Origin of the sequence: Ruegeria sp. HKCCA6837, assembly GCF_013034475.1 — a bacterium.
Lineage (GTDB): Bacteria > Pseudomonadota > Alphaproteobacteria > Rhodobacterales > Rhodobacteraceae > Ruegeria.
The window spans coordinates 62793-74955 of sequence record NZ_WQGD01000003.1; the positions used below are offsets into that span (position 1 = coordinate 62793).

12 protein-coding genes and 2 pseudogenes are annotated in these 12163 nt (G+C 55.2%); 6 read left to right on the plus strand and 8 right to left on the minus strand.

The window, feature by feature from the left end; genetic code table 11:
- Positions 1 to 41 precede the first annotated feature (41 nt).
- A pseudogene (locus GOV91_RS22650) lies at positions 42 to 1067 on the plus strand (DUF4238 domain-containing protein).
- Positions 1068 to 1216: 149 nt separating this feature from the next.
- Here GOV91_RS22650 and GOV91_RS06500 read toward each other — a convergent pair.
- A complete protein-coding gene (locus GOV91_RS06500; protein ID WP_171234887.1) occupies positions 1217 to 1507 on the minus strand; it encodes a hypothetical protein in 291 nt (96 codons plus the stop codon).
- 221 nt (positions 1508 to 1728) lie between these two features.
- Between GOV91_RS06500 and GOV91_RS06505 the strand changes: the two genes are divergently transcribed.
- Positions 1729 to 2157 (plus strand): excinuclease ABC subunit B, encoded by a 429-nt coding sequence (locus tag GOV91_RS06505; protein ID WP_171234888.1) that lies wholly within the window; start codon positions 1729 to 1731, stop codon positions 2155 to 2157.
- An 18-nt stretch (positions 2158 to 2175) separates the two neighbouring features.
- Here GOV91_RS06505 and GOV91_RS06510 read toward each other — a convergent pair whose 3' ends face one another.
- Entirely contained in the window at positions 2176 to 2598 is a 423-nt protein-coding gene (locus tag GOV91_RS06510) for an excalibur calcium-binding domain-containing protein (RefSeq protein WP_171234889.1), read from the minus strand.
- 119 nt (positions 2599 to 2717) lie between these two features.
- Between GOV91_RS06510 and GOV91_RS06515 the strand changes: the two genes are divergently transcribed.
- Positions 2718 to 3194: a pyridoxamine 5'-phosphate oxidase family protein gene (locus GOV91_RS06515; protein ID WP_171234890.1), complete on the plus strand. Its 477-nt coding sequence runs from the start codon at positions 2718 to 2720 to the stop codon at positions 3192 to 3194.
- A 3-nt stretch (positions 3195 to 3197) separates the two neighbouring features.
- Here the strand turns inward: GOV91_RS06515 and GOV91_RS06520 are convergent, their stop codons facing one another.
- The 5 genes and pseudogenes from GOV91_RS06520 to GOV91_RS06540 form a co-directional block, all read right to left on the minus strand.
- On the minus strand, positions 3198 to 3605 hold the full coding sequence (locus GOV91_RS06520) for a universal stress protein (RefSeq protein WP_171234891.1): 408 nt from the start codon (positions 3603 to 3605) through the stop codon (positions 3198 to 3200).
- Between the two features lie 73 nt (positions 3606 to 3678).
- Positions 3679 to 3996, minus strand: a complete 318-nt coding sequence (locus GOV91_RS06525) for an antibiotic biosynthesis monooxygenase (RefSeq protein ID WP_171179307.1) — start codon at positions 3994 to 3996, stop codon at positions 3679 to 3681.
- A gap of 143 nt (positions 3997 to 4139) precedes the next feature.
- Positions 4140 to 6427: pseudogene (locus tag GOV91_RS06530) on the minus strand (glycosyl hydrolase family 28-related protein).
- 138 nt (positions 6428 to 6565) lie between these two features.
- The gene (locus GOV91_RS06535) at positions 6566 to 6967 is read right to left on the minus strand and encodes a DUF4864 domain-containing protein (protein WP_171179302.1); all 402 of its coding nucleotides are present in this window, start codon (positions 6965 to 6967) and stop codon (positions 6566 to 6568) included.
- A gap of 48 nt (positions 6968 to 7015) precedes the next feature.
- Positions 7016 to 8590 carry a lysine--tRNA ligase gene (locus GOV91_RS06540; RefSeq protein WP_171234892.1) on the minus strand — a complete coding sequence of 525 codons (1575 nt, stop codon included), beginning with the start codon at positions 8588 to 8590 and terminating at the stop codon, positions 7016 to 7018.
- A 380-nt stretch (positions 8591 to 8970) separates the two neighbouring features.
- Between GOV91_RS06540 and GOV91_RS06545 the strand changes: the two genes are divergently transcribed.
- From GOV91_RS06545 to GOV91_RS06555, 3 genes are all read left to right on the plus strand, one after another.
- Positions 8971 to 9708: a class I SAM-dependent methyltransferase gene (locus tag GOV91_RS06545; protein ID WP_171179300.1), complete on the plus strand. Its 738-nt coding sequence runs from the start codon at positions 8971 to 8973 to the stop codon at positions 9706 to 9708.
- Positions 9705 to 10079: an EamA family transporter gene (locus GOV91_RS06550; RefSeq protein WP_171093518.1), complete on the plus strand. Its 375-nt coding sequence runs from the start codon at positions 9705 to 9707 to the stop codon at positions 10077 to 10079. The genes GOV91_RS06545 and GOV91_RS06550 overlap by 4 nt, the downstream gene beginning before the upstream one ends.
- A gap of 101 nt (positions 10080 to 10180) precedes the next feature.
- Positions 10181 to 10603, plus strand: a complete 423-nt coding sequence (locus GOV91_RS06555) for a tellurite resistance TerB family protein (RefSeq protein ID WP_171093520.1) — start codon at positions 10181 to 10183, stop codon at positions 10601 to 10603.
- Between the two features lie 26 nt (positions 10604 to 10629).
- Here GOV91_RS06555 and dacB read toward each other — a convergent pair whose 3' ends face one another.
- A complete protein-coding gene (dacB, locus tag GOV91_RS06560; protein ID WP_171234893.1) occupies positions 10630 to 12108 on the minus strand; it encodes a D-alanyl-D-alanine carboxypeptidase/D-alanyl-D-alanine-endopeptidase in 1479 nt (492 codons plus the stop codon).
- Between the last annotated feature and the right edge of the window lie 55 nt (positions 12109 to 12163).

Genomic DNA, 12163 nt, shown 5'->3' on the forward strand with positions numbered 1-12163 from the left:
TTGAGCCCTCTTCCAAAAGACAAATTAGGAAGGAATAAGCCTTGGCTGGACAAGGACAAGCCGCAGAGAACCAGCACTACGTACCAAAACTAATTCTAAGGAACTTTTTACAAAATGAAGAAAAAGAACAGGTTTCCGTGCTGTCAAAGAGCAAAAAACGGGAGTTCATCACTTCGATTAAAAACATTATGGCGGAACGGCGCTTTAACGAGTTTCGTGTTAACAAGGATTTTCTCGCCTCTTTCGAGGACACTGCCAGCAAGTTAGAGGGAGAAGTTGCGCCAATTTATAGAAAAGTCGTTGAGACTCGAAGGCTTCCAGAGGGTGCCCAACAAAAGGCTCTCATGGCAATATTCGTAGCGTTTCAATTTGTGCGGACGAGGGGGTTCAGAGATCAATTTAAGTTCTTTGATTAGCAGTTGAAAGAGAAGATCGAAAGCACCGGCGGCACAATGGGGGATGTTAAAGGTTACGAACCGCTGACCGAAGATACTCTGAAGAAACAACATCTGGAATTTATCAAAGAGAGCCTCGAGAGGTTTGCCAGCCTCATAGCTGACAAAGACTTTTTCCTAATGGAACCACCTGAAGGACGCTCGTTTTATCTAGGTGACAACCCAGTCTGTTTGCACAACAGTTCAGAGCAAAAGGGCCCCTATGGCAACATCGGACTAGCCGTTCGTGGGATTGAGATTTATTGCCCACTTTCACACAACTTATGCCTCGCAGCGTGGTGCCCAACTATCGTTGACCAACTCCGGCGCAACATTGCTATGAACCGTAGGCACGTTGCTCAGTTGACCCTTTCGCCAAGCGCTGTTCAGCATGGCGACCACAAAGTTATTTCTGAAATCAAGGCTCTTTCCGCAAACCTTGAAAGCTATCTGTCTCAAATTGAATCAGACAATCCTATCGCTTTGGACGGAGAGAACATGGATTTCTTGAATACCCTCCAAGTCGGAACCGCTCGGGAGTTTTTAATCTGCAAGTCCGGCAGCTTCAAATTGGCTCGAGATTTCATAGATAAGGAGGGCGTTGGGGATGGCCGATGGATGACATTTGGTTAGTTCCCCGAGCACTCCACAGTTCAAACTTGCAGCCGAGCTGCTGTCTCCTTCACGTTTGAAATAACAAACGGTTTGTCCAAACGGTTGTCCTGACGAACCCGAACATCCTGACCGACCAAAAAAGGGCGGGTAACTCCCCGCCCTAGCCTTTACCCCTTATCCCAATGGGCAATCACGTCGTACCCAACCGGCGTCGGTGGACCTTCCATAAACTCGGCGAAATGGCCCCACAGCTCGGCCACTTTGGGCGCGTTTGCGTTCGAGGTCGCTTCGCTTTCCACCACCGAGATCACATAGCCTGATCCGTCCTCGTTCATCACGTTGGTAAAGCAATGCATGCCGGGCATGCCCATGATCTCGGATTTCAACTCGTTCATTTTTGCCGTGGCGGCCTCGCGCGTGCCGGGCTTCATTTTGAATTGGGTAATACGTGCAAACATTACTTTCCTCCCTCACGTGACAGAACTGTCATGTGGTGCAACCAGAACGGCCACGCCGCGCGCATCCTAGCACAGGGGACTGGAATCTCAGATTGATACGTGGGATTTTCGGCCATTTTCAACCACGCGCCTCACTGCGCGCAAGCCTCTGACACTTCAGGGTTGCAACCTAGCGCCCCGCGGAACTTGCCTTGCCCTGTTCGGCGGCTATGTCCCCTCTCATGCGTGCAATCCTGACCTCTCTGATCTTTGCCACCCCGGCTTTCGCGTGGGAGGCGACGCTGGGCGATATCTGCACGCTGTCGCATGACACCGGTGCCGCGACGATTTTCCTGACCTATGACCCGTCCGCGCCGCTCTATACACTGACGGTCACTCGGAAAGATCAGGTCTGGGTCCAGTCCCCGTGGTTTGCAATGCGGTTCGAAGGACGAAACCCCATCGAAATCGCCACCCCACGCCATGTCTTGTCCGACGGAGGGTCCGCGTTGACGGTGACAGATACAGGTTTTGGCAATGTGCTGGATGGGTTGGAGTACAACCAAGTCGCTTATGCTTTCACGCAAGACGGGATCGCAGAGTTTCCCCTGAACGATGCAGCGCCTCAGGTACGTATCTTTCGCACCTGTGCAGGCGCGCAATTGTCCTGAATGCGTTGAGTAAATCCACTAAGGACGCACAAACTTGGCATTGCCAACCGCACGTTGCTGCGGCTCTGGGCGGCTTTCTGCTTGCGCGGCCTGCGGTGCAGGCGCCTCGGCAAACCCACAAGCAACGCCGTCTCCATCCGGGTCATTGCGCGTGTGGTACCCCGGCTGGCCTTCGCGGAACGGCCCGATGCCCATGGCCTGCGTCGCGTCGCACCCCGCCAGCGCGATCAGGTGGATCACGGCCTCGTCCCTATTATACTCGGACATCCGTATGAAAACGCCCACCGCGATCAGTACAGTCGTAAGGGGCAGCAATAGTACCATGATCAGTATGCGCACCGGGGACAGTGCCTGTCGGCGCGCGGCCTCGGCCCGCTGGTGCCTACGGGTTGATCTTGGGTTGAGGTCAGGCGCGCCCTGCGTCGGTTTTTTGAACAGCATGACTGGGTCTTACGATGGATATGTGGCAAAGCCGAGGCAATCGGATCGAAAGGTTGGCAGGCCACCGATTTACACTTTAGTGTCGCTGCCAAACCCTGATTGCGAGGTCTCGCCAAACCGTGACCAGTCCCCACCAAACCCCAGACGAAACGGTCCGCGCGCAGGCCAGAGAGCTTTTGGGGCAGGCACGTTTTGCTGCGCTGGCTGTGTTGCACCCCCAAACAGGTTTGCCAACACTATCCCGTATCGCGCTGGCCACGGACAGGGATGGCTGCCCTGTCACGCTGATCTCGTCACTGGCCGAACACACCCAAGCCTTGAACGCCAACCCGAATTGCGCCCTTCTGGTCGGAGAGCCCGAAGAAAAGGGTGACCCGCTGACACACCCCCGCCTGACGCTTCACGCTGTGGCGCTTTGGGTACACCGGGACATGCCAGAGTATGCTCCGCTGCGTGAGCGGTATCTAAGCCTGCGGCCCAAGGCAAAGCTGTATATCGATTTCGCCGATTTCAGCTTTGTCAGGTTCACCATCAAGGATGGTTTACTGAACGGCGGTTTTGGCAAAGCCTATCGCCTAACAACGGTCGATTTCTGATGGTCAACGAACCACGTGGACAGCGCAACTTGCATGTCGCACGACGTGGGAAGCCGTCGAGCCCAGCAAAAGATCCTGCATCCCCGGACGGTGCGACGCCATGATGATCAGGTCGGGTTTATTGGCTTCGGCCCAGTCCAGAATGGTCCGACCAGAATGCCCTTCGATCACCAATCCGCGTGCATTCGGAACCTGCGACGCCAATTCATCCAGCTCGGCCTGAATCGCCTTGCGCGCTTCGGTCAGGTATTCGGGTGGCATGTACGAAATCGCATAGTTCGGAATATGCTCAACCACATGCAACAACGTCACCTGGGCGTCTGGCGTGGCCAACAGCTGAGCCAGTTTCATAGGCCCGGATGTGTCTCTTTCAGCGTCGAATGAGATCGGGACAAGAATGTTGTGATACATAGCGTGAGCCTCCGTTTTGCAGGCTAACTTTGAAACATATTGTTGTTGCAGGCTTTGATTCAGGTCAGGAATCTCAGAATGTCTCGGCCACGTCATACATGACCGGCTCAAAGCTTTTGCACAATTCGTTGATCTTGCGATTGCGGTCGCGCATCTCCGGCGTCCTCAACATGGCAAGGAAATCGTCACGACGCTCCCATTGCGAGTAATTGGCGATACGGGTTTGAGCATCGTTCACATGCAACCCTGCAGACACAAAGCCCGGCTGTTTTGAGATGAAATCGGCATAGGCTTCAGTGAGGGCTTCCAACAGATCCTGACAGGTGCCTGGCGTCATTTCAAAGGTTGTGATTACGGTTTGAACACTGGCGTTTTTGGCGATTTTCGGCATTGGGATTCTCCGTTTGTTTTCCTCAGACTAGCACACCCAACAAAAAGGTCGCCTATTTCCTGCCAGCGCAGTAAAGGAACGCCAGTTGTGCCTGGCATAGCACTAAGAATTGACCGCCCTATTCAGGGCGGCCACTGATGTCTTTATTTGTCCATCCGAATCAAAGCAGTGACTTCGCCCTTAACTTGCTCAGGCCATTTAAGGGTCAAATTAACACCAAGAGACCCCTGCTCGGGTAAAACGTGAGGTGCCGCAAAAACCTGGTTATTGAAAACCCCTGTAAGCCCACCGATCACTGTAACACTATCGCAACTGCGCGCTTTGCCGTTGAACGGCAGTTCGCCATTTGACAAAACCGGCCAAAAACTTGCGGCCGAGTTTTGCTGACGCCGGACTCTCAGAGGATGCGCGGTCTTTTTTGTGACACCGTGATAGGTGTTGTTCTGGAACGTCACATTCGCGTGCTTGTTGTTGTTCAAATTCGCTAAAGACGTATCGATCCTTTCCGCCCGATCTATTGAACCGCTTGTGGCCCTAAACTTGTTTCCAGTCACAGCCAAACCATTCAGGAAATGCCCGGCCCCATAGGGACGCACAATGAAAAAACTGAACCAGGACGGCGCTTGACTTGAATAAAAGTTATTGTCGGTGATGCTCATTGCGCTGAACGAGAATCCGCTGGTGAAAGCGGGTGAGGCATCCCGTTCGTTGGTCCATTCGATGAAACAATTGTCGACATAATTTTCGGCAATAGTGGAACTGTTATACGTGCCGATCATGATCAACCCAGCCGTGCGAACGCCCTGCGGTATGCCATCGCCCTGGAAAAAATGGTTGCCCAAAACCATGTTGTTGTCGCCGCCCAGAACGGCAAAGTGCTTGAAACGCACTGCCTGGTTGTGACGCAGTTTTACGTCATTTGAATTGGTGTTCAGCCCAATTGAAGAACGATCCGTCACATCGAAGGATTCTTCCGCTGACAGGAACTGACAATTGTCGATCAACATCCCCTTGCACCCTGTCGCAATCGAGGTGATCCCCCGGTCTTTGGGGCGACTGACAAAACAATCCTTCAACTGAAATGTGCTGCCCGACGCCGCAAGACGGATGGCGCTGCACCTGCTGTTGCACTGGAATTCAATCTGCTCCATGCCGAACTTGCGCAACGTGTTAAATCCGCTGAAGTCCAGAAGGTACTTGAACGCGTGGAACGTGAAGGTTTGCGTACCCGACGCATCATAGATTGGTGCGTTCAGGATGATCTCACCAGCACCTACGTTTTTTGACCGCACGTAGATTTCGCGGCCAACACCACTGCCCTGCACCAAAGAGCCCACAGGAATATTCGCAACATTGGCGACATTGGTCAGTCGTGTTTTGTCCGAAGGATCATAGGTTGCCACCGATGTGAATGTCTCGGTATCCCAAGCGCTACTGCTTTTGACATCGAACTGACCGTTGCGGATCACGCGGCGGGTGGAAAACCCGCCTTGTTTGTTCGGAACCGTTGCAGCCATGTCAATCGGAGCTGTCACCGAAATTTTGCGACCGCCCAGATCCAGTGATTCATGATCGGTGTTATTCAGCAGCGCCTGAAACGCCTTTTTGAAAGCCAATTCTTCATCGCCAAAGGCCGCTATATAACTTGGCAGATGGAAGTCTTTGGTCAGCAACAGCATCTTGTCATCTGGCATCGTGACTGTGCCTTCAAATTCCATCTCAGAGGCCATGCTGGTGTTTTCCCCAAGATGATAGGTACCTTGCGGCACATAGACTCGACGACCACCAGCTGCCTGATCTGCGGCCTCAAATGCGGTGGAATCGTCGGTTACACCGTCTCCCACAGCGCCGTAATCCCGAACGTCCACCAGGCTGATCATTTCACGAAGGAAAACACTGGTGACGTCGGTGATCTCAAGATCATCAACACGCACCAAAGCACCATTGGCCCCTTCGATGTCCAGACCGAAATGCCCGTAAAGCGCAGCAAGCCCCCAGGGCATATCTACGCCCGGACGCTGGCCGTGCCCACAATGGCCGTGATCTCATGTACCGAGCCATAGCCCGATAGCTGCGTAGCCGGCCCTTGCTCGACAACGCCCGCAACGTGCGCGTCCCCCGCACCGCCTGCCCATGCTGCGACCCGTACAGACGGTAACGGGCCGCTAATTGCTTTCACTCGGGCTTTGACCTGCAAATAGCAGCCGGGCAATATCGGCGTCTGCCCCATATAACGCAACTGCTGCGTGGTGTTCACCTTCAGAATCTCAAGACATCCGCCAAAATCCGCATCTGATGGTACAAATACGCCGGTGCCGGACCCGCCGTAGGTAGGCGAACCGGGCGTCCCGTCCCCCGCAGACCAGACAGTCAGGCCATTCGCAAACTGAGGTGGCATGAACACGATGCCGTCGGTGATTGCCTTGTTCATAGAAAACCCTTTCTCAATCGCGCCGCGCCAATTTGGCGACGCGTCCAAACCTCGTGTTCACGTCCGTCCCGAACGCGCCAGTTTGAATACCGAAAGGGGATTAATCACGGTTCATCGCACCGTGACGGTGGTGTTGCGTCAGACCGCAGGATCCGAGTTGCTCAAAAGCTGAACCCCGTTGATCTTCCAGCCACTCTCCAACGGAACCATCTGATAGTCCAGAATATGAACCAGCCCGTTTCCGTCGGTGATCATTACCTTCTGCCACAATGACCCGGCAATCTCGCGCAGTTCCAGAAAGCGTACATCAGCAGGCCGCCAAACCATTGGATACCCATTGCGTACCATCGCTCCGAAATTGTCCGGGTTTCCGAAGAGACGCTGGATATTGGGGCTGGCAAAGGTAAAGGCCGTGGCAAAATCATCCGCCTTGAAGGCCTGCATCTGGGCCGCGATATTGGCCTCGATCTCGGCGCTCTGGGCAAACGCACCTGAGGCCAGACCGGCACTCAAGGACAGGGCAAGTAGTAAACGACGCATGGGGCTACCTCCTGACGGAACGGTAGCCCCTTGCGGGATCAGGTCAAATCAGACCAGCTCTCCGGCCAGGGCCTTGTCGATCAGCGCAATCGTTTCCGGCACGCCATAGAGGGCAATGAAGCCACCAAAACGCGGGCCTTGCGAGGCACCCAACAGCACCTCGTAGAGTGCGGTGAACCAGCCACGCATCGGGTCGAACCGCTCGCGGCCGATCGAGTAGACCACCGACTGCAGCGCCTCATCCTCGGTGGGGCCATCATATGCTTCAAGCGCTGCCTTCAGTGCCTCCAGCGCCTCACGTTCCTGATCCGTAGGCGCGCGATGCTTGCGTGTCGGTTTGACGAAATCGTTGAAGTAGCGCACGGCAAATCCTGCGGCCTGATCCAAATCAGGATGGCTTTCCGCAGTCGCTTCTGGCGCATAGCGGCGAATAAAGCCCCACAGCGTCTCTTTGTCTTCCGCGCCAGACACCGATGCAAGATTCAACAGCATCGCAAAGGGCACGATCAACGTCGATTCAGGAACGTCACCGCCGTGGATGTGCCAAACCGGGTTGTTCAACTGCGCCTTCAGATCCTGCCCCGGATAGGCACGCAACTGCTGATGATACTCATCGTAAGCTTTCGGGATCACATCAAAATGCATCCGCTTGGCCGTTTTGGGCTTTTGGTACATGAAATACGCCAAGCTCTCTGTTGGCGCATAGGTCAGCCATTCGTCAATCGACACGCCGTTGCCGGACGATTTCGAGATTTTTTGACCGTTTTCATCCAGGAACAGCTCATAGCTGAAATGCTCGGGCGCACGACCACCCAGCACACGGCAGATCGAGTCATATATCTTTTCGTTCGTCGCATGCTCTTTGCCGTACATCTCAAAATCGACGCCCAACGCCGCCCAACGCGCGCCAAAGTCCGGCTTCCATTGCAGCTTCACATGGCCCCCGGTGACGGGAACGGTCCATTCCTTGCCTGTTTCATCGTCAAAGGTCACGGTGTGTGTTTCTGCACAGACCTTTTTCATCGGTACATACATGACCCGCCCGCTTTCAGGGTGCAGCGGCAGGAAAATCGAATAGGTCTGTTGGCGCTCTTCCCGCAAACTCTTGAGCATGATCGCCATGATCTCATCATAGCGTTCAACCGCACGTTTGAGGATTTCGTCAAACTGCCCAGACTCGTAGAACTCCTTGGCCGAGTAGAACTCATATTCGAACCCGAACGTATCCAGGAAACGCCGCAGCATCGCGTTGTTATGCGCGCCAAAGCTGTCATATTCACCAAACGGATCCGGCACCGAGGTCAAAGGGCGTTGTAAATGCTGCTCCAGAATCTCCGGGTTCGGTACATTGCTGGGCACCTTCCGCATCCCGTCCAAATCATCCGAGAAACAGATCAGCTTGGTCGGAATGTCAGAAAGCGCTTCGAACGCACGCTTTACCATTGTGGTCCGAGCAACCTCACCGAAGGTACCGATATGCGGCAGACCCGAAGGGCCATAGCCGGTTTCAAACAACACATACCCCTTTTCCGGAGCACTTTTCTGATAGCGTTTGAGCAACCGGCGCGCCTCTTCAAAAGGCCAGGCCTTGGACGACATCGCGGTTTCACGCAGTTCAGACATTTCAATGTGCTCCATAGGGAAAGGTGCTCTGGTTGCCCCATGCAACCGGACCGGCCCCTCCTATTGTGCCAGTGCAGCATGAGTCAATAAAGCAGTCGCCCGTTTCCTGCCATAACTGACCAGAAACCGGTGTTTCCCCATGCTCAAAGAGCTAAAGTCTCTTGCACTGCTCCGAATACTCGAACGCTTTCTTCAATAGGCCCGAGACGCAGGTTTCACAGCTCAGCCTTACTGAAGCCACAATGCTGGGACGATTGTGCTCTCCGAAACAAAAAAGACACGGGCCGCACGCTCTGGCTTGACCTGCATATTTCACGGGCTTCTCAGGCCATGTATGACTAAGGCAAGATCAGGAAGCTTACCGGACCAGAGGACAGAAGATGCGACGCGAAACCACCAATCTGATCCGCTTTGTGCTTGAGGACATCGTACCGCCAATCTTGCGCGACAGCGCCGCGTTTCACTGGCTCGCACGTCGGGTCTGGGGTGAACATATCACCCGGCTAGCGGCATTCCGCGAACGCGCGCCTTTTCTGACAGACGAAGAATACGAAACCCTGTATCGCGACCATCCGCGCGTTCATGACGGAACCGACAATTCCGAAGCCTGCATAGATCGGATTGCCAAAGACATCATCGGCGACAGCATCTGCGATGTCGGTTGCGGCACCGGCGTTCTTTTGCAGCGTATCCGTGCCCAGCGCCCAGACATAACCGCCATGACCGGCGTGGATTTTGTGGTCGACGACGCGGAAGCTCTGGACAACATCAGCTATGTCGCCGCACGGATCGAGGATCTGCCCTTTGAAGACAACAGCTTCGACACCGTTATCTGCACCCATGTGATCGAGCACCTGTTGGATTATCGCCAAGCGATTGCGGAACTGCGGCGGGTCGCGCGCAAGCGCGTCATCATTGTGGTCCCGCGTGAGAGGGAATACCGCTACAGCTTCAATCCGCACTTTAACTTCTTCCCCTACACCCACAGCTTTTTGCGCGCTGTACATCCCAGCCCGAGCGTACATGTCTGCGAAGATATCGGGCGCGACATCTATTACTGCGAAGACCGCCCTGTGGATCAAAGCAACGAAAAGCCCGTAAAGGATCAGGCGGCATGAGCGCCACCGCGCCAACGGTTCTGATCTGGACGGGCTTGCTGTTGACGCCTGTCATGATCTCCGCCGGTCAGGTGTTGTTCAAGCTTGCAGGCGGGCGGATCGACGGGCGCGACGCCACAGGCTTAGTGGGCGTAGTACACACCCTTTTTGACCCTTTTTTGCTTGTCGCACTTGCGATCTACGGGTCCGCGACGATCCTTTGGATTTACGTCCTCAGACATGTGCCTTTGTCGCAAGCTTATCCGTTCATGGCGCTTAGCTTTGTGCTGGTTCCCCTCGCCTCGTGGCTGTTCTTTGGCGAAACGCTGGGGCTGCGCTATTGGATCGGGGCCGGGCTTTTACTGAGCGGAATGGCGGTGATGAATACCTGACCGGTTTAACCTGCCACACAAACGCGGCAAACAAGATGTTGAACCTGCCCTGCCCCCCTTCTATCCTGCGCCTTTGAAGAACCCCAAGCAGGATGCACCGAATGACCGAGCAAGTTCCCCACCCGATGTCCCCACAGGATTGCCTTGTGGCGATCATGGTTGCGATTTCGGCATCTGACGAAACGATCCGAACCGCTGAACTGGTCAAGATAGAAGTTGCGGTGAACATGCTGCCGGTCTTCGCCGGGTATGACATCGACCGGATGCGCCATGTGTCACAGATCGTTTTTGATCTGTTCGAACAAGAAGACGGCTTGGATGCTCTGTTTGGGCTGATCCGCGACAACCTTCCTGAACGGCTGAACGAAACAGCTTATGCGCTGGCCTGCGATGTTGCCGCCGCAGACGGATCGCTGGCCGAGACCGAGCTGCGTTTGCTGGAAGAAATCCGGTATGAGCTCAGCATCGATCGCTTGCACGCTGCCGCAATCGAACGCGGTGCCCGCGCGCGTCACGCCGTCTGACAACAGGCGTCGTCGGGTTTCACAGCTTAACTGCCATATAGCGAGCCCCACCGTTCAAGCAGTGCGCGTTGCAGCTTTCGCGACCTTCGGTTCCAGCTGCGCGCGCCATCCGGACGTTCACGCTGAGCACGCGGTATTTTCGCGCGTTTCGCCACGTCTGCCGTGAAGATAGCAAAGGCCAGGTCGACCCCGTCTGCTGTTGTCAGGAAACCGCCCAGCCCGGAAACAAAGTTCAGTGTCCCGGTCTTGGCGTCAACCTTAACTGGGTGGTTCTTGACGACTCGACCATTCCGATCGGTCAAGGCAAAAGGTTTCATCAACGGGCGCAATATCCCCGACTTCTGTGCGACCACCAAGGCCGAAACCAGATCTGCGGGTACAATGCGCGAAGCATCACCAAGACCGGAATGATCGACCATGGCGATACCGTTCACACCAAAGCTCTCCAAAGCCCATCGGTTCATCTCGGCCGCCGACTCTGCCAAGTTCCTGGGATAAACACCCCGTGCCTTTGTCGCCGCCAGTCCGACCATCTCAGCCGTCAGATTGGTCGAGTATTTCAGCATCCCACGCAGAATACTCTCCAGCGGATCACTGCGATGCACCACAAGATCCAAGCCCTGCGGGCGCTCTCGTGTCACCTGCACCCGTCCCAGCACGATCCCGTTTGACCGCGCCAGGGTTCGGAACACATCCCCTGCATAAAGCGCGGGTTTACGTACTGGCAACCAGCGGGCTCCGCCATTCCCCAACGCACCTTTGGCCACGGTCCAGCGATCCTGGCGCGCGCTTGGTTGATAGGTATAGATCGGCAGGCTTCGGCTCTCGACGCGCATCGAGGCTACATCCACCGCAGGAACATAGCGTGCACTGCGCGCGTCCATGCTTACGTCATATCCTTTGCCCGCGCGCTTCCACTCAAAGTGCACCCGGTTGAAATTCAACGAAATCCCGCTGATGGCAGGACTGTACCCCACATGATCGGGCTGTCCAGGGTCGATGCTGAAAACAAATGGCAGTGCCCCGTCGTAGACCTTGAACGCACCACGCACCTCGGTAATCCCAGCCTCTCGCAGGTTGGCCGCCATCGAGGCTAGTGCATCAGTATCCAACAGTGGATCCCCACCGCCCGCCAGGATTAAATCGCCATGCAGGATGCCGTTTTCGATCGGTCCATCCGCCACCAGACGGGTTTCAAATCGGTGATCCGTGCCCAAAACGTCCAGGGCATAAAGCGCGGTCAACGCCTTGCCAACGCTGGCGGGGGGCAAGGCGGCCCCTTCTCCAAACACCTCCAGCTGCGCTCCGGTCGCTACATCCGCAACCGCAAACACAACCTCGCCTTTTAACCCGGCCGCAGCCACCAGGCGTTCGGCCCCGCTTAGCGGCACACCGCGGATCTGCGGCCTGAGAGAAACTAGCGGGGCCTGTGCAAGACCTGCTGCCGGGATTAGAGATGCCCCTAATCCCCCCAGAAACACACGACGTGAAAAACGATCAGCCATAGCTGAATTAAAATCCCACAGAATAAAATCGCACAACCTCTCGCTGAGATTATGC